The sequence below is a fragment of the Trichlorobacter thiogenes genome (assembly GCF_900167465.1).
In the GTDB taxonomy this organism is placed as follows: domain Bacteria; phylum Desulfobacterota; class Desulfuromonadia; order Geobacterales; family Pseudopelobacteraceae; genus Trichlorobacter; species Trichlorobacter thiogenes.
In genome coordinates, this window is the sequence record NZ_FUWR01000013.1 from 58,198 (window position 1) to 77,177 (window position 18,980).

Annotated in this window: 12 protein-coding genes; all 12 read right to left on the minus strand. The window is 53.8% G+C overall.

What is annotated here, in order from left to right; all coding sequences use genetic code 11:
• Positions 1 to 38: 38 nt before the first annotated feature.
• Positions 39 to 2,639 (minus strand): ATP-binding protein, encoded by a 2,601-nt coding sequence (locus B5D39_RS11605; RefSeq protein ID WP_078790636.1) that lies wholly within the window; start codon positions 2,637 to 2,639, stop codon positions 39 to 41.
• 234 nt (positions 2,640 to 2,873) lie between these two features.
• Positions 2,874 to 4,454 (minus strand): methyl-accepting chemotaxis protein, encoded by a 1,581-nt coding sequence (locus B5D39_RS11610; protein ID WP_078790637.1) that lies wholly within the window; start codon positions 4,452 to 4,454, stop codon positions 2,874 to 2,876.
• A complete protein-coding gene (locus tag B5D39_RS11615; protein WP_139366758.1) occupies positions 4,447 to 4,977 on the minus strand; it encodes a hydrogenase maturation protease in 531 nt (176 codons plus the stop codon). The genes B5D39_RS11610 and B5D39_RS11615 overlap by 8 nt, the downstream gene beginning before the upstream one ends.
• Entirely contained in the window at positions 4,950 to 5,411 is a 462-nt protein-coding gene (locus B5D39_RS11620; RefSeq protein ID WP_078790638.1) for a hypothetical protein, read from the minus strand. The genes B5D39_RS11615 and B5D39_RS11620 overlap by 28 nt, the downstream gene beginning before the upstream one ends.
• Complete coding sequence (locus tag B5D39_RS11625) at positions 5,408 to 5,674, minus strand: 4Fe-4S dicluster domain-containing protein (RefSeq protein WP_078790639.1); 267 nt, start codon at positions 5,672 to 5,674, stop codon at positions 5,408 to 5,410. Before B5D39_RS11625 ends, B5D39_RS11620 begins: the two co-directional genes overlap by 4 nt.
• A 2-nt stretch (positions 5,675 to 5,676) precedes the next feature.
• Positions 5,677 to 7,116: a Ni/Fe hydrogenase subunit alpha gene (locus B5D39_RS11630; protein WP_078790640.1), complete on the minus strand. Its 1,440-nt coding sequence runs from the start codon at positions 7,114 to 7,116 to the stop codon at positions 5,677 to 5,679.
• A 12-nt stretch (positions 7,117 to 7,128) separates the two neighbouring features.
• A complete protein-coding gene (locus B5D39_RS11635; protein WP_078790641.1) occupies positions 7,129 to 8,079 on the minus strand; it encodes an NADH-quinone oxidoreductase subunit B family protein in 951 nt (316 codons plus the stop codon).
• Positions 8,076 to 8,600 carry a hypothetical protein gene (locus B5D39_RS11640; protein ID WP_078790642.1) on the minus strand — a complete coding sequence of 175 codons (525 nt, stop codon included), beginning with the start codon at positions 8,598 to 8,600 and terminating at the stop codon, positions 8,076 to 8,078. The genes B5D39_RS11635 and B5D39_RS11640 overlap by 4 nt, the downstream gene beginning before the upstream one ends.
• Before the next feature lie 194 nt (positions 8,601 to 8,794).
• On the minus strand, positions 8,795 to 11,749 hold the full coding sequence (locus B5D39_RS11645; RefSeq protein ID WP_161947491.1) for a PAS domain S-box protein: 2,955 nt from the start codon (positions 11,747 to 11,749) through the stop codon (positions 8,795 to 8,797).
• Positions 11,750 to 11,766: 17 nt separating this feature from the next.
• Entirely contained in the window at positions 11,767 to 15,372 is a 3,606-nt protein-coding gene (locus tag B5D39_RS11650) for an ATP-binding protein (protein ID WP_078790644.1), read from the minus strand.
• Positions 15,369 to 18,170: a response regulator gene (locus B5D39_RS11655; RefSeq protein ID WP_078790645.1), complete on the minus strand. Its 2,802-nt coding sequence runs from the start codon at positions 18,168 to 18,170 to the stop codon at positions 15,369 to 15,371. The genes B5D39_RS11650 and B5D39_RS11655 overlap by 4 nt, the downstream gene beginning before the upstream one ends.
• A gap of 6 nt (positions 18,171 to 18,176) precedes the next feature.
• Positions 18,177 to 18,968, minus strand: coding sequence for a molybdate ABC transporter substrate-binding protein (modA, locus tag B5D39_RS11660; RefSeq protein ID WP_078790646.1), 792 nt, complete (start codon positions 18,966 to 18,968; stop codon positions 18,177 to 18,179).
• Between the last annotated feature and the right edge of the window lie 12 nt (positions 18,969 to 18,980).

The following is an 18,980-nucleotide window of genomic DNA, read 5'->3' on the forward strand; positions in this document are numbered from 1 at the left end:
ACATTATTTGCTGTACTTTGATCTGACACCAGACCGCATCAGCTATCTGCCAGCACACGTGTAAGCTCTGTCAGTAATGATTTCAAACTTAATGGCTTGGACAAATAACCATCAAAGCCAAGCTCAAGCAGCCGTTCCGAGTCCCCCCGCAGGGCATGGGCGGTCAAGGCAATTACCGGGGTGTGCTGCGCCGTAACCTGTTCTTGCTGACGCAGCAGTTGTAACGCCTCTACCCCGCCCATTTCAGGCATCTGGATATCCATCAGGAGCAGATCGATCCCCCCCTGTTTCCAGCGTTCCAATGCCTCTCTTCCGTTATCCGCCACCTCGACAACAAGATGCAGCTTATTCAACAGGCCAACAATAAACTTCTGGTTCATGCTGTTATCTTCAGCCACCAGCACCGTCAGACGCCGTCCTGACCAGACCTGCTGTTCAGGCTGCCCGGACCCGTCGGCAGGTTGGTCTCTATCGGCGCCACTGATCTCAAACGGCAGATCCAGATGAAAACTGCTGCCCTGGCCAAGCCTGCTCTCCACCGAAATAGCGCCCCCCATCAGTTCTGCCAGTTGCCGACAGATCGTCAGCCCCAAACCGGTGCCGCCAAATTTTCTGGTTGTTGAGCAGTCTGCCTGGGAAAACGGGGCAAAAACCTTTTGCTGTTCCTCATCGGTCATGCCGATGCCGGTGTCACTGACACTGATTCTGATCAGCAGCTTCAACTGCTGCTGATCCAGCAGCTGAACCGCAACCCCGATACTGCCCTGTTCAGTGAACTTGATAGCATTCCCCAGCAGGTTCAACAGAATCTGTTTGAAACGCAACTGATCCCCGCGAATAATTTCAGGCAGGCTATCCGGCAGCTCAAGATTCATCTGTAACTTTTTCTTGTGAATCAGCGAGATCTGGGTATTCAGAATATCGTTAATGGCGCGACGCAGGGAAAAATCGACATTTTCCAGCTCCACCTTGCCAGCCTCAATTTTAGAGAGATCAAGTACGTCATTGATCAGGGCCAGCAAGCTGTCGCCAGAGCTTTTGATATAGGACAGGTATTCTTCCTGCTGATCGGTCAGCTCGGTATAGCCCAATAGCTCAGCCATCCCCAGCACACCGTTCATCGGGGTACGGATTTCATGGCTCATATTGGCAAGAAACTCACTCTTGGCCTGATTGGCTGCATCTGCAGCCTGCCGGGCCTTCTGCAACTCCTCCTCATGGCTTTTCCGATCGGTAATATCACGACACGAGCAGTCAATCAGTTTTTGGCCAGCCCAATAGCAGACACTGGATGAAATATCCACGTCATAGACCGACCCATCCTTACGGCGATGGCGGGTTTCAAAGAGGCCACCGCTATGGTCAAGCTGCTCTATCATCAGCCGCAGTTCGTCCTGTTTGAAACAGGCATCCCAGTCCCAGACATGCAGTTCAAGCAGCTCTTCCGGGGTATAGCCCAGCATCTCCGCAAAACGCCGGTTAGCTTCAAAGACCTTACCATCGGCATCAAGCACCACAATACCATCACGGGACTGCTCAAAGATCTGCCGGCGACGGACTGCCTCTTCTTCCGCAGCCCGGACGTTTTCTTCCAGCAGGCTGTTGGTCTGGCTTAGCTGCTCCACCAACATGCGCAATTCAAGTTTACCCTCTGTCAGCTCCTGGGTCTTTTCCTCCACCTTACGGCGCAGTTGAACTCCCCAGGCCAACACCAGCACCGTGCCGATAATCCCTGCAAGTGAGATATGCAGTATATACGGGATCAGCCGCTGTATCCCTTCATGCTTCGGTTCCATGCCGGTACCAAGCCATTTACGACTGATGCCGTCAATGACCCCCTCTTCACGGGCGTGATTCAAGCTCTTTGCCATGATGGAAGCCAGAAGCGGATTCCCCTTGCTGGTGGCCATGCAGTTCTTGCCCACATAGAGCGGATCGCCAACCTTCTTGGCTTTGGCGGTCAAACGATTGCTGTACAGGTGGTACAACACAATCTGCTCATCCCCGATCAGCGCATCCGCAGTCCCGGCAATAACCGCATCAGTGGCCTGGGCGAAATTTTCCGTTGGCACCAGCTCAAACCTGATCCCCTGTGACTCAAGAAACTCCTTGGCATAGTCGCCACGTTGAATAGCGATCCGCTTGCCCTGCAGATCGCGAAGGCGGGTGATATCAGGACGATCAGCCTTGACAAAAATAGACGCGGGGACGTCAATAATCGGATCGCTAAAACTGAATGTAGCTGCCCGTTTATCACTATAAAAAAGACTGGTGATAACATCGGCAGAACCGGACAGTACCGCCTGCTGGGCCTCTTGAAAGCTCATACTGACAAAGCGGGTCTGCAGCCCCATTTCAGTTGCCATCCAATGGGCAAGCTCAACGCTGATACCATCCAGGGAGCCGTCTTTTTGACGAAATTCAAAGGGGGGATAGCTGGATTGACTGACAAAAACGATCGGACCGTGTGAGGCAAGCCAGGCTTGCTCTTCAGGGGTAAAGGGAGAACTGCTGCCGGATCGGTTTCCGGCAAGACCAACAGCAGAAGAAAACAGCAGTGATGTCAGCAGTAAAACAATAAAAAAGCGGAGGTAGCGGATACCGGCACGCATCAGAGCACCTGCCTTCCGGCCGGGCATCTGAGGTCTGCTGCCCCACAGCAACAATGCACGGTATAAAAGAGAATCATCGTGTTGCACTTCCTGTCACCGGGCAGGCCCGGAAGGCATGGAAAATGAGTAAGCAGTTCACGGTAACTCTTAACACGATGGTAACATCTTGTATATGGGGTGATCACCCCAGTTTTGTTTGTTTTTTTAGCAGCGACACAAGATCAGAATAAAAATTAATCACCAGTGGTAATGCCTGCGATGTTAGGCCTGGGCAGGCGCTGTTTCCAACCTGAACTTCTGCACCATGCTGGACAGCTTATCCACCTGGCGCTCAAGCCCATGGGCTGCTTCAGATGAGTGGGCAGCACTGTCGGCATTTTTCTGGGTGACCTGATTGATCTGGGCAACAGCCTGGTTGATCTGATCAATACCGTCAGCCTGTTCTGCTGTTGCTCGTGAGATCTCATCGGTCAGCAGACTGATGGTCCTGGCCCCTTCAACCGCACCACGCAGCTGCCGGTTGATGTCCCGTGACAGCTCTTCACCACTGCGGGAAAGCTGCAGCGAGGTACGGGTCATCTGCTCAGTCCGCTTGGCTGCATCGGCAGAACGGCTGGCCAGGCTGTGAATTTCATCGGTCAACAACTTGAAGTCATTACCGGCCCCTTCCACATGGGCAGCCTCAATGGCGGCATTAACCCCCAGCAGGTTTGAGAACATGGCCACATCTTCCAGATCATCAATCAACAACTGAAAGTCATCCCGCAACTTCTCCGCCTCTTCGCCCTCGCCCAACGAGACCTGTTTGCTGAACTGCTTCATCCCTTTGGCTGTTTCTGTACAGCGTTGCCCCAGTTTTCTGATCTCATGGGCAACCACCCCGAATCCGCCTGCCGAGGTCCTGATCCTGACCGCCTTATCCATGGCGCTGGTGGAAAGGGTACCGGTCTCTTTGGCAATCCCGTCGATCTCATTGACAATGGCGGTGGTGTTTTCCGCTGCCTCACGCACCTTGACCATCGCCCCCAGCATCTGCTCCATTGACTCCTGGGCCTGCTCCATGGTCTGGGCCGCCTCATGCACCTTTTCCCTGGCCTCGCTGGTCTTACTGGTACTGGTAGCAGCCCCTACTGCAATCCGCTCCAGGTTACTGGAGGTCTCAGCCAGCTGGTTGCTCTGCTCTGCAGCGCCATCAGACACAACTGCGTTACCTTCACTGATCTGCTGACCTGCCTCTGACACCAGTTCCACAGTTTCTGACACTTGTGAGATGGCACTGTGCAGCGCCTCTGCGGTGGTGTTCATCGCCTTGCGGATCACGGCATGATCGCCGTGGTAGCGGCCCCGCATCCGGGCACTCAGGTCATAGTCTGCCAGCCGCCCCAGCACACTGCTGGCTTCGTTAACCGGATCAAGCACCGCATCCAGCGTGCCGTTCATGCCCCGGATCAGCTCTTTCCAGATACCGTCATAATCCCAGTCATTACCCCGGGTCTTCAGGTTCCCCTCCCGCACCGAATCGGTCAGGTTGGTGGTCTCTTTATGCATGCCGTACAGAATGGCCAGCAGGGTGTTGATGTTCTGTTTAATGGTGTTGTATTCGCCCTGATACTCATCAATCACAAAGGGCGGAATCCGTCCGTGGGCAATCTCATCCAGGGCATGGCCAGCCAGACGCATCGGTGCAATCAGCGCATCAAGCATGCCGTTTACCAGATTAAGCAGTTCTGCATCCTGAGAAGAATGCCCGGCAGTATCACAGCGCTGGTCAAGTCTGCCCGCCACCATCGCTTCAGCAACAGCCTGGATGGCATTATAGACGGTCAGTTGTTGGTTACTCATGGCAGGTCTCCCGGTTAGGTATAAACGACAGATTCAGTTCTTTGCAGATGGCTGCGACCGCAAGCGGTACAGCGGCAGCAACGTCAGGGGTCATGGCAGCACCCAATTGATCAAAACAGCGTCCTTCAACCCCCACCAGCAGGATCCGCTCCGGCATCCGCTCCGGGTACAGGGTCTGGCCGATGGCCAGGGTATCTTTCAGTCCAATGCCGTGGGCAGAGATGGCGCTGCCCCCTTCAAGTACCGGCAGTTCATCCCAGGACCAGAGCCGCACCGTGCCGATGGGATCGCCAAGCTGCACCGCATCAACCACGATCATCAGCTCTTCCTGACCGGTCAGCAGCTCCAGCAGGGCGATACCGCCGACACCGCAGTATTCCAGCCTGACAGCCTCCGGCAGCCCCTGTTCAGCAAGCTGCGTAAAGACAGCGTACCCCACGGCGTCATCAGCCACCAGTTCATTGCCGATACAGACCACCAGGGCCTGGGCAGCGGTCACTGGCTGCAGGTGGTTATTCTGCATACCGGGCCGGTTTCAACGATTTCTGACTTAACTGGCCGGTGCAGCAGTTCATTGACCATTCCGTCAAAGTAGGAATGAAACAGTCTGCAGACTGCGCTGCCGGTCTCAATGGAGCGCAAGGCGCAGACATCACGCAGGGCGCAACGTTCAAAGGTGATCTCTGAGGAGGTCTCAGTGGTGGTGCTGGCGGTCATCTGAAAGCCGGCCTGCATCCGTTTGGAAAGCACCTCCAGCACCGATGCAAGTGTTGGCTGATGCAGGTTAAGCGGCAACTTGCGGGCAATGGAGCGACCGGCAATCCTGCCCACCGGCGCCGTGGCGCCACCCATGATGTTATCAATGGTGTTGGCAAAGCTCTCAATCAGAAAGGCCACCTCGGTAAAGGCCTTCTGGTGGTCCTCAGGGGTCATCTGCAGGGCGTTATCGTTGGTCATAGAAATTTCCCCATCCGCTTACTGAACTCAAGATCGCGGTAGAAGTTCTTTACCTGGTGATAGTTGTCATGGGTAATGGCGCCGGATGGGCAGATATAGGCGCAGGAGAGGCAGGCGATGCAGTCTTCTGCATGCCCCACCGTACAAAGACGTTTCTCCTCATCAAAATCAAATACCTTGGTGGGGCAGATATCAACGCACATCTCGCACCCCCGGCAGGCCTGGTCATGTACCTTTATTTCAACCGTAGAGCCTGTTGACATGGCTACCTCCTGATGGTCTTGACGGTCTGGCCGCCACGGTTGATGCTGATCTCCATCGGCATGGCCCCCACCGCATGGGTGGCGCAGGAGAGACAGGGGTCATAACAGCGGATGCTGAACTCAATGGCATTCAACAGGGCCTGATCATCACTCTTGCCGATAACGTGCGACGTTGCAGCATGCTCAATGGAACGGTTGATGATGGCGTAATTCTGCTGGGTGGCAACAATCAGGTTGGCTGCCCGCACAATGCCGTCTTCATCAATCTCATAGTCATGGATCAGGGTGCCACGGGGCGCCTCGGAATGGCCGACAGCACGTCCGCCCTGAAACTTGACCGGCACCCGTGTCTCGCCGTTCACTGCCGGATCACGCAGGATATCGTCTGCCCGTTCAATGGCCCAGATCATCTCAACCAGTTTGGCATAGGCCTGGAACAGGGTGATGTGGCAGGGATAGCCGCCCAGCTTGAGCATCTCTTCCATCTCACGGTTAGCCCATTCGGTGCTGAACTGCTGCATGGCATTGATTCTGGCCAGGGGACCGACCCGGTAGTCATGCAGCAGGCCATCCTTTTTGAAACTGACCCGCTTCATATAGGAGAAGTCAACCACCGACTCAACCATATACTTGTCATAGTCCTGCACCGGGAACTCAACCTGGGTGATACCATTTTCGTCAACCGCACGGATGTTGCCTTGAATCAGCGAGACCCGGTTATCCAGCACCGTCCCCACATTCCAGGAAGGGGCAACCCAGTCGGTCAGCATGGCCGGATGTTTTTCCAGCATGGTCACCACCAGCTGCTTGACCACCGGTGCCAGATCTTTGGCAAGCTGCTTGCCTTCATCCACCAGGCTCTGCAGCATGGCACGTTTTTCACTATCCAGCACAAAGGTGATGCCGCCAGCCACTGAGGTAACCGGATGGGTGCCGCGGCCCCCGACAATCTCGTTCAGGCGTTGACCAACGGTCCTGATCCGCAGCGCCTTTTTCGCCACCTCCGGGTTGGCCTGGACAATCCCCACCACGTTACGGATGGCCGGATCAGCATCCAGCCCCAGCACCAGATCCGGCCCCTGCAGCACAAACAGGGACAGGGCGTGGGAGTGGATAATATGCCCCATATACATCAACTCCCGCAGCAGCATGGCAGCCGGTGGGGCAACCACACCACAGGCATGGTCAAGGGCGTTGGAGGCGGCAATATGGTGGGCTGTGGGGCAGACCCCGCAGATCCGGGCCGTGATGTGGGGCATCCGGTTGGCCTCCATCCCCACCAGGATCTTCTCAAAGCCACGCAGTTCGTTCACTACCAGTCCGGCATTATCAAGAGAACCGTCTTCAGCCAGATTGACAAAGACCTTGGCATGACCTTCGATGCGGGTCACCGGGTCAATCCGGATGGTTCTGGAATTGGGCGTTTCAGTTTGGGCAGACATTACATACGCCTCCTAGCCGTGTGCGGCTTCATAATCTTCATTGGCTTCATGAATCCACTTATTGATCAGGAAGGTTGGCTTCTCGCTGATCATGGAACTGGCCATGGTATAGGAATAGTGGGACTTTGAACTCTTCTCAATCTCCTTGACGATATCCTCTTTAGGGATCTTGGTCAGCCGCGCCATCCGCTCCGCAATCTCGGTGCGGATATCCCGGTTGGGCTCACTCAGGATCTGCATGGTGGCCCCGGCGCAGCCGGTGCAGGGGATGCCGTTGGTTGGACAGGGGGAAAGACAGCGGTCAATGGTGGCGGATCCCATACAGATGTAGCCCTGGGAGAGGAAGCAGAGATCAGGATCGGGGATGTCATCGGTATGCTGCTTGATGACGGCAACATCACTCTTTTTCATCTGGCGCTTGCACTTGGCGCAGACCGATTCCTTGGTGGCCTTGGGTTGCTTCCCTTCCAGCAGGGAGACCAGGGCGTCAAAGATATAGGTGGGATGGGGAGGACAACCGGCCAGGTACAGATCAACATCAATCACCTTGTCAATCGGGGTTACTGACACCTCAAGGGGAGAAATCTCACGGCTGGGCAGACTGCTGGTGCTGGTGGTCTTGTTGTTCAGATAGACCGCATCAGCGATCTCTTCGCGGGTATGCACGTTGCCTGCCCCGGCCGGACCGCCAAATACGGCACATGAGCCCCAGGCGATGATCAGGTCGCAACTCTTGCGCATCTCAATCGCCGCATGGCGGTCATGCTCGTTGCGGATGGCGCCGGACACCAGGCCGATCTTGGCAGGCGGGTAGTCCTTGACATCCGTCAGCACCGGGCAGCGCTGAATCTTGACCGACTCCAGCACCGACAGAATTTTTTCATGCAGGTCAACAATGGCAATATGGCAGCCGGAACAGTCAGACAGCCATTCGGTATTGATGGTTACCAGTTCAGCACTCATGCTGCACCCCCAGCTGTACGGATGGTCAGCTTCTTCATGCAGGCGTTTTCACCGGCATGAATGATCTCCAGTGCCGAATCAGCCCCCATGATGGTCTGCAGGGCACCGGCGAAAAAGCCGTTCATCATGGTACAGAGCGAGCCTTTCTGGCAGTGGCCGAACCGGAACAGGGACTGGCGGATCATACAGTCACGAAACACCAGACTGATCTCCTGCCCTTCCGCGGTCTGCTGCACCAGACTGGGTTGATCATGCATCTTGAAGGTCTCAAACAGCCAGAGAAAGCCGTTCTTGACCAGCACGTCACGGGTGGCCTGCAGCGCCTGTTCGAGGTCATTGGTTTTGGGAATGCTGCTGGAGAGGTTTTTACCCAGGTTTTTACCTGCCAGGTAGGAGATACTGTTGGCGGATTCGCCAATCGCCTCTTCCATACCGCTGGCAATCGCACCAAGAAACACCATGGTTTCTTGCAGGGCAAAACGGGGATCAGAAAGAGCTGGTGCGGGCGTGGCTTCTGACATATTCAGGCGGCCTCCTTCTTCGGCGAACGGATTTGTCTGAAAGCTGATCAAATAACTATGTAAACTAAAGCACTGCAGAGCTTGTAACAGAGATTTCACCAATTGCAATAGGGCGATTTACCTATTCTGTTACAATTTTACCCAGGAGTTTGTACCGAGACCGTCTCCTCCAGCCTCTGATCTAAAAAAGCCGGTCAAATTGTTACGATGACCCGTTTCAGTTCAGCCATCAGTGTTCTTAAATCCAGCGGCTTAGACAGGTAGCCATCAAACCCGGCGGCCAGCAACCGTTCCTGATCCCCCCGCAAGGCATGGGCAGTCAGGGCTATTACCGGTGTATGCTGCCCAATCATGGCCTCGGTCTGACGCAGATGCTGCAGCGCCTCCTCACCTCCCATCACCGGCATCTGAATATCCATCAAAACCAGATCAATACCGCCCAGATTCAATTGGTCCAGTGCTTCCTGCCCATTGCTGGCCAACCGGAAATCGATCCTTAGCTTTTTCAGGAGACCAGCAACAAACTGCTGATTCATGACATTATCTTCTACCACCAACACCGTAAGCGGGGCCGTCCAGAGCATGGCAGACGCCCCTGTTTCTCTCGCCTGCAACATACCGCTGCTGACACCAAAGGGAAGATCAAGATAGAAACTGCTGCCTTTGCCCGGCTCACTCTCCAGCCCGATATCGCCACCCATCAACTCTGCCAGTTGACGACAGATGGCAAGCCCCAACCCGGTACCGCCAAAACGGCGGGTTGTGGAACTATCGGCCTGGGTAAAGGGAGCAAAGATCTTCTGCCGGGCTTCCGGGCTGATGCCGATACCGGTATCAGTAATGGTTAAGCGGACAAAGACCTGATGAGGTTCAGATTCCAGCTGCTGTGCCGTGATACTGACACTACCCTGTTCAGTAAATTTGATGGCATTGGAAAGCAGGTTAAGCAGAATCTGCTTAAAACGTAGCTGATCACCCTGAACTATTTCAGGCAGATCAGGGGCGAGATCACAACTAAACGATAACTGCTTGGCATACAAAGAGGAACGCTGGAGCGTAACGACGTCGTTAACGGCCTTTCTAAATGAAAAATCTGCATGCTCAAGTTCAATTTTACCGGCCTCAATCTTGGAAAGATCAAGAATATCATTCAGCAGTGACAGCAGGTTATCACCCGAGCTTTTAATACAGTCCAGATACTGCTCCTGCTCAGGGGTCAGTTCCGTCAAGCCAAGCAATTCCGCCATACCCAGCACGCCGTTCATGGGGGTGCGAATTTCATGACTCATATTGGCCAGAAACTCACTCTTGGCCTGATTGGCAGCTTCGGCGGCCGCCTTTGCCTCCAGCAGGTCATGCTCTGCATTAACGCGATCTGTTATATCAACCATTACCGTCAGGAGCAGATCCTGCTGCTGCAGTCGAATCAATTCAGCAGAGAACAGGCCATACAGCTGTTTGCCTGATTTTGATCGCACGGCAATCTTGCTGTTTCTTACAAAATGCTGTTCCTCAAGTTGGCGCTTCAGCTCAAGTCGCTGCCCGTAATCAACAAAGATCCCAAGTTCCAGGGAACTCTTACCGATCGCCTCCTCCCTGGTAAAGCCCAGCATCTGCTGAAAGGCCTCGTTCACATCAAGGTAGACCCCGTCTTCAAGTGTACTGAGGGCCATCAGTGCCGGGCTGGCGTTAAAGGCCCGTGAGAACTTTTCCTCCGACTCCTGCAGAACAGAAATATCCTTCGTAATGCCAAACAGCGCCGGGCTGCCGTTCCAGGTTCCTGCCACCACTTGTGTTTCCACCGCTATCAAGCGACCATCCTTACAAACCAGCGGCACCGGACAGAGGGAGGCGGTACCAGCCAGCATTTCTGTGATGATCCTGCCAGCTTCATCACGCCGCTCTGCCGGATGGATAACCAGTACATGCTGCCCCAGCAGTTCTGATTCCTCATAGCCCAAACGTTGGGTAACCGTCTTATTTACCTTGAGTATCAGACCGTTATGATCAAGCACAAACAAGAAATAGTCGAGGGTATCAAAGAACGTTCGGAAGTTTGTCTCGCTTTCCCGCAGGCGCTTGTCTGTCTGGGCCACCTCAGTCAGCAGGTTGTTGAAGGTTGCTGCCAGCCGCCCCACTTCATCATCACCCGAAAGCTGTATCGGTGATGCAGCGGCCAGATGCTGCGGATCAATCTGTCCCATGCAGTTGGTAAGCTGAGCAAGACCGGCAGTAACGGTTCCCACCAGCAACCTGACTCCCCAGACCGCTGTCAGCATCACCAGAACCATCCCCCCCAGAAAAAACAGCCTGAAGCGTTGTACTGGCTGGTAGGCTTCTGCAGCGGGCAGGTTAGCGGCCAGAATCCAATCCGTACTCTTCAGTCTCTTAAAGGAAGAGAGCGTCCGCAACCCTTTACTATTGACCGTTTCTCCGCTTCCCTCAAACCCTTCCAGCGCCTTGTCAAACAGACGGTTCATACCGGGTAGTACATCCTGTTTCATGATCCGGCTTGGGTCGGGATGGGCGATAAGGGTGCGATCCTGGGCATACAGATAGAGATAGCCGGTTTTCCCCACCCTGATCCGGGTCAGGGTGTTAAGAAAACTATCTTTGTCCAACAGATCTAGCGAACCTCCCACAATCCCTAACAAGCGACCATGGGCATCAAAAACCGGAGCGGTCATCATAATACTGGGACGACCCGTTTTTGAAGATGGATAGGGATTAGAGATCAGCGGTTTACCACTGGCAACGGTTTTCAGGTAGTACTCTCGGAACGAGAAATCTTTGCCACGCCGGGCAGGTAACTGGGGAGATTCCACCAGCAGCATCCCCTGCCGCGTAAACATAAACAGCCCACCACCAAAGATACTTTTAGTGCCGCTACGGCTATTCAGCCAGACCTGTGCTTTATCAGGAGCATTAAACAGATCAGGGGGGGTACTGGCGGCAATACTGATCAGTGCGTTATGGGCAGACATAAGCTTATCATCCAGCCCTGAAGCAAGGGTGGAAACCATGGCAAACTGCTGTAGCTGGACCTGACTGCTGGTTTGCTTCTTAAAATACTGATAGGTACAAAGGGCAGTACTTCCTAAAACCAGCAGCAAAAACAGTGAAATACTGATAATCAGACGGCTTTGCATAGTTGGAAATCGCATCTCTATCTAGTGGTGGCGGTACCCACGCCCCCTTTCCAATTCTGTTTCTGTAGTTCCTGCTGGTAGCTCACAACTTCCTGCCTCAGTTCACCAATCAGCTGCTCTGCACCTTCAAGTGAACCGGCCTTTGCCAGAGCCTCAAGACGCCGGGCAACTGCTGCCGTCCTGCCTGCCCCACAGTTCAACGCTGCCCCTTTCAGACCATGGGCCTGCATTGAGACAGCGGTACTATCGGCACGCATCACTGCGGCATGCAGTTCTGCCACTGCGTTGTCCACCTCATCCAGGAAGATGCTGATAGCGGTTTGAGCCAGATCTCGATCCCCCTCCAGTCTCTGAAGCAGGTCGTCAGCAGCAAAAACCAGTTCCTCTGTCTCCACCGGCTGATCAGTTGCAGCAACCGGATCTGAGGCCGTGCCAGTATTCGATACAGCTTGATGGCCACGTTCCAGCCACGCTGCAATAGCATCAGCCAGGCGGGCAGGTTGCACCGGCTTGGTCAGGTAATCATCCATGCCAACGCTAAAGCAGCGTTCTCTGTCCTGCACAAAGGCATGGGCAGTCATGGCGATGATCGGCACGTTTCGGTTTTGTTCTCCTGCCTCACCCTGCCTGATCCGGCTGGTGGCCTCAAAACCATCCATAACCGGCATCTGGCAATCCATCAAAATCAGATCAATCGGTAGCAGCCGCAGCATAGCCAACGCCTCCTGACCATTGGCCGCCTGTGAGACCTTATGTCCCTGCTTTTCCAGAATCGTACGGGCCACCAGCTGGTTTACCATATTGTCTTCCACCAGCAGGATTCTGGCTGACAGTACCGTTTTCTGTTTATCAGCAGGTTGCTTCTGCTGTTGCACCTGCATCTGCTCAAGCTCATTGCAAGGATCACACAGCACCGTGACCGTAAAAGAGCTACCCTGTCCCGGCAGGCTGATCAGGTTGATATCCCCTCCCATCAGACGTGCCAGTTGGCGGCTGATAGCCAACCCCAGTCCAGTCCCGCCGAACTTGCGCGTAGTTGAGCTGTCAGCCTGGTTAAATGGAGTAAACAGAGAACTGAATCGCTCTTTGGGAATACCGATCCCGGTATCCCGTATCTGGCAGCGCAGCTGGATTTTTCCATTTTGTTGCAGTTCTGTTGAGACCTGCAGGGTAATCGTACCGGTCTCGGTAAACTTAAGTGCATTACCCAGCAGGTTCATCAGTATCTGACGCAGACGGGTTCCATCACCTTTCAGGCAGTGACACTCCTGCAGATCAAAGCGACGTACCAACAGCAATCCTTTGGCATGGCACTGTGCAGCAAACAGATCTGCCAGTTCGCTACAGAGCGTTTCAGGATCAAAGGGAAACTCCTCAAGCTGCAGATGCCCAGCCTCTATCTTGGAAAAGTCCAGGATATCATTCACAATAGCCAGCAGCAGCTCTCCGCTGGCACGGATCACCTGCAGAAAATGGCGCTGTTCATCGTCAAGCCCGCTTTCCTGCAGCAGACCGGCCATACCGATCACCCCATTCATCGGGGTACGAATCTCATGGGACATATTGGCGATAAAACGCATCTTGGCCTCAACCGCCTCCTGCACCGCCTGTTCTGCCTGTTTCTTTTCTGTGATGTCACGGCTTATTCCCACCACCCCCAGCACCCTGCCAGAGATATCCCGCAGGGGAGATTTGAGGGTATCCATCATGCGCCTGGTCCCGTCAGGGTAGGTTACCCATTCCTCATTATGACGTGGCTGCCCGGACTCCATCATCAGAAGATCCTGTTGGCGGAAAAAATCAGCCGTTGGCATGTCAAACAGGTCATGGTCACAAGCATTGATAATCTGGTCACGGGGACGGCCTACTAAACGGGCAAATTCAGGATTGCAGCCCAGATAGACTCCGTTGCTATTTTTGAAGAAGATTAGATCCGCCGTGGAAATCAGTACCCCTTCCAGCAATGCTGTCCGCTCCTGCACCCGCTTTTCAAGTTCTTCATTCAGTGCCTGCAGCTCCAGTGACTGGTGCTGCAGACTGACCGCCATCTGCTGAAAGTTGGCCGTTAGTCCTTCCACTTCACGCACCGATGCAGCAGGCCAGACAATGGCTTCGCCATCGACAACCCGCTGGGACAGACTACGGGTCATCTCCTCAAGACGAACAAAGACCCGGGCAAGATAGTTGGCAAAGTAATGGGCCAGTGCAATGGCCAGCAACAGGACCAGGGCAATCACACCCAGCACCTGAGATACTTTTTGGCTGGTCTGTAGCAATAGTGGCTTAAGCGACCACTGCGTTACCAGTTTCCAACCCGGCAGACTGGGCAGTGCCTCTTCCTGATAGAGAAATGAATCAAGCCAACGTTTCATTGCGCCAACGCCAGGCCTGGAATCAGGTATCCATTGCAGGGTGGTATCATCCAGAGGCCGCAGGACGCCACCTGCTGGCAGGCTGAACGGTGTCATTGGCTTCAGATCCTTGCTGCTGCTGACAACAACCCGCCCTTCGGCATCTAAAAGAGTTACCGTTATGGGGCGTCTCCCTATCAAACTATCAAACAGTCTCTGTAGCTCTTCAAGCTTGAAGACTGAAAGTACCGCCCCCTGATAGCGACCGGCATCATGGATCGGTGCAACCACTGCCAGACGGGGGCCGGGAGTGCCGATTCTGCCCATAAAAAATTCTACGGTGGCAAGATAGGGAGGAGTCGTAACCCGCTTCAGATACGGGCGACCACTCATATCCAGCCCAATGGTGGAGTTACCCTGTTCATCAACCTTGGGCACAAAGGCACGGGTAACAGATTGCCTATCCAGGACAATTTGGCGGCAGAGGCAGCTGTAGTTTGCATTCAGTTTTTCAAGACTATGTTGTAGCTGTTTGGGCGGTAGAGTCTCAGGAGACGGCATAACTGCAGCCACCCCTTCAACCTGTAACTTGCGCTGGACAAACCACAAGTCTACCGTTGTTTTGGAGATAATCCGGCTGAAGCGAAAATGGTTTTCTTTGGCGATATCCAGATCACGCTTGAAGCCATCATGGATCGTAAACCAGCCAAAGCCAAGGGCAGGCACCAGAACCAGAGCGGCCAACCCCACAAACAGCAGTTCCCGCAGGGCCGGTTTTTGTTGCTGCACATCCCGGTTAGTCACCCAGGGCAGCAGGCAGATCCCTTTTGCCAGCAGGGTATTAAAAATACCGTTAACCCCCTGTTTAAGGGCAATCACCAGCGTAGCCAGAGGAGCAAAACCCATCAGGTGGTGGTAGAACAGCCAGACAAGCAACAAACCGCCGGTGAACCAGTAAAGAATATCTGCATTCAGCAGGCTGAATCGCCTGCGGTTTACCAACAGGTAGACCAGCGCTGCTTCAGCGCTAAAAAGAACGACCGCCCAAGGGTGGTGCCAGTGAAACAGGGTGGCAAGTGAGGCGATCAAGGCAGCGGTCAGACCGCTGACGAGGCCAAATCGTTGCAGGGCCACCATGGTGACAATCGAACCGAACAAAAAATCAACGCCAAAAAAAAGTTCCAGATTGAACCAGTTCAGGCAAAACCCGACCAGGCCAAACAGAAGTCCCAACAGCAGGCTGCGACCGGAACGTTCAGATTGAACGGTCATACCGTCCCCCCCGACGCCAGCTTAAACAGTTCATACTGTTCCACAAGTATCACCCACAACGCCTGGTACTCTTCTATCCGCCCTTCACGGACCGCCATTTCAAGCTCAGCCGCAGCTACAGACAAAGCACAGGCCCCCACGTTACCGGCTGACCCCTTAATGGCGTGGGCCTTGGCCCGCATCTGTTCAGCATCACCTGCTTCAAAGGCCTGTCGTAGCAGGTTCATATGTTCATCGGCACTATCAAAAAACATGGTTACAAATTTCTGAATGAGCGATTCATTTCCCCCCAGACGCACCAGCAGCGCCTGACGATCAAAAACCGGCTGATGCGCTTGCTCCTGGACCTGAACTTCAGCCTGCATGACAAGAGCAGCCGGCTGCTGTGGTGGCTGTCCTGAAACCATCCGTTCAATCACGGCCAACAGATCATCCTCTTTGATCGGCTTGGATAGATAGGCATCCATACCTGCCGCAAGACAACGTTCTTTGTCACCCTGCAATGCATAGGCGGTCATGGCCACAATCGGTACCGGTTGCCGCTTATGGGCAAGTTCAAAGGCACGGATTTCATTTGTGGCCTCAAAACCATCCAACACCGGCATCTGGATATCCATCAGGATCAGGTCGAACCCGCCATTACGTGCCTTTTCCAGCGCATCCTGACCATCAACGGCAAGAACAACCTGATGTCCTTGTTTCTCCAGAATAATCTTTGCCAGTTCACGATTAATCTCGACATCATCAACCAAGAGGATCGTACAACTACGCCTGGCCTCACGCACCTGATGGCGGGTAACCGGCCCGGTGCCTGGTTGTGCTTCGCCATGCATGATCGCCTTCAAGGCATCGTACAGCTCACTATGAATCACCGGCTTGGTCAGGTAGCCGTTCACCTTCAGCTGACGACAACGCTGGGCGTCTCCACGCTTGCCGGCACTTGGCAGCAGCACCAGTTTCAGATCATCATAGCGAACATCTTTTCTGATCTGCTCCACCAGCATCCAACCATCTACATCCGGCATCTGCAGGTCAGACAGGACTATCTGCACCGGCCGGGTAGAAAGCGCAGACTCCAGCTTGGATCTGGCCTCTTCTGCAGTTGATGCCGTAAGCACCTCCACCCCCCAGCGCTCAAGATAACCTTCCAACAACTGCCGGTTAATGGCCACATCATCCACCACCAGCGCAACAATCCCCTGCAGGGCGGTGGATTGCTGGGCTTCATGCTGCAGCTTATCCCGCACCCGACAACGCAGGGTGAACCAGAAGGTACTACCCTGGCCAAGCACACTTTCCACGCCGATCTCCCCCCCCATCAACTGCACCAGACGGCGACAGATGGCTAAGCCCAGACCGGTTCCTCCAAACTTTTTAGTGGTGGAAAGATCAGCCTGTTCAAAGGGGGCAAAGATCCGCTGCAGGTGCTCCGGGTTAATCCCGATCCCTTTGTCCCGCACCTCAAAACGTAACAAGACCTCACCATCCGGCAGCCCCTGCTGTTTTGACACCAGCAACTCTATCTCACCCTGCTCGGCAAACTTAACGGCATTACCGGATAGATTTAACAGCACCTGACGCAACCGTCCGGGATCGCCCAGCAGGCTGTCCGGCACATCGGGGTCAACCTGAAAGACCAGCTCAAGCCCTTTCTGCCCTGCCCGCACTGCCAGGGTACGCAGAGTCTGCCCCAGCATACTACGCAACATAAACGGCACCGTCTCTGTCTCCAGCTTGCCCATCTCTATCTTTGAAAAATCAAGGATATCATTAATGATATCCATCAGATTTTCTGCAGATATCTTGACCGATTTAAGATAATCATACTGTTGAGAATTCAGCTCTGTATCCATCAGCAGTTCGGTCATCCCCAGCACACCGTTCATCGGGGTACGGATTTCATGGCTCATATTGGCCAGGAATTCACTTTTGGCACGACTGCTGGCCTCTGCCTGTTCTTTGGCAACCCGCATCTCTTCGCTGGACTGCATCAGCTGAATGTTAACCGAGGCCAGCTGACGGGCCAACAGGATACCGCTGACCATGACCAATAGGACAATGCTGCCCCCTAACCCCATTTGCACGTTCTTGTAGAGTACCCGCCGGGCTGCCAATTCTTCTTTCAGCAGGGTAATCCGGTTGTTGCTTTCATAATAGAGGCGGTTGGCATTTTCGTTCAGACGTATAAACAGCGAAGGCACATGCTTGTAAAAAACATTCAGATCTTCTTCGATTTTCATCAATTTGAGGGCATTACTCGACTCTCTGGCCTGTTCTCGTTTAGCCAGCAACTGGGCCAGCTCATCAGCTTTTTCCCGTACCTTGTCCAGATGAGGGCCAATCTCGATCAATTCAAGCATGTTGTGGGGATCATCAGCACGGGGTGTATAGGTGACCTGCTCATTCAGGTTATCAACCCCTTCAATATTCAGATCAATAGTCCGTTCAACCCGACCACCATCTTTTAACACCAACAGATCATGCTCCAACTTAAGGGTTTTTTCTTTAATTCCAGCCCGCAGGCGCCCCTGCTCTGATGTGCTGACTGATGCGACCATCCGGTTAAAATCAAGCTCCATCCCTTTAATGTCGTCAACCAGTACTTCGCCAACAAACAGACGGACCTGTTCATTATTGCCCCGGTGTTCAAGCTCTTCCATCAGGTGCCCGATAACCACGTTAACGGCGATCAATGCCGTGAAGCCGACCAGAAATAGCCCCATCAGCAGGAACAGCAGACGAGTAGCCCGTGAAGCAGAGCTGATCATGGCCGCAGGTTGTTTAAAATCAAGTGCCATGCCTGGTTAGCGTCCAGCCTTTGAAACGGTAATAAAGCCATAGCGACGGAAGATGGACTGGCCCTGAGGACCTGCGGCATACTCCATAAATTTACGGGCCATGGCCTGATTTTTTGAAAAAGTCAAAAGCGTCAACTGCAATTCCTGTGGCGGCGCAATCGAAGGTGGCAGATCCAGCACATCAATGCTGGGTGCGTTATCAGGAAAATAGCCGGTGGCACGCCAGCTCATGGTCAGATCAGCATCACCGCGACGCATGGCAGCCATTATGGAACGGGAGTCAGGTAGCATCTGCACCACTTTTGCAGCCACCTTGGGGTACAGACCTGTCTGCGTCAAAATGCGATGGGCCTCTACGCCAACACTACCGCTTTCGCTGCTGCCCAACACCACTGCCAGATCCTTACGCAGCAGCTCCTTCAGATCAGGTTTCACTTTTTTAGGATTACCTTTTTTAACCATCAACGCCATCTGGTTCATCCCAAGCACCTTGTACTCACCCAGCAACCCTTCTGGTTGATGCTTGATCCTGAAGACAGGCTCACCCGGCAGGTAGAGATCACCTTTCTGGCTCTTTTTAGCGCTTTGGTAGAGATCTTCCGAGCCTCCCTGGGCAATGGCAATGCTGATCTTTTCCTGTTTTTCAAACTGACGGGCAATATCGGTTATGGGACGTACCATGGTGATACCGCAGTAAATCAGCAGGTTGTTACCAGCTGGCGCTGCAAACGCTGGACATGCCAGACCAAGAAGCAGCAAAAAAAGTACAAACGAAGTTGCGTAAGATTTTCTGGCCATTATTTTCCTCCT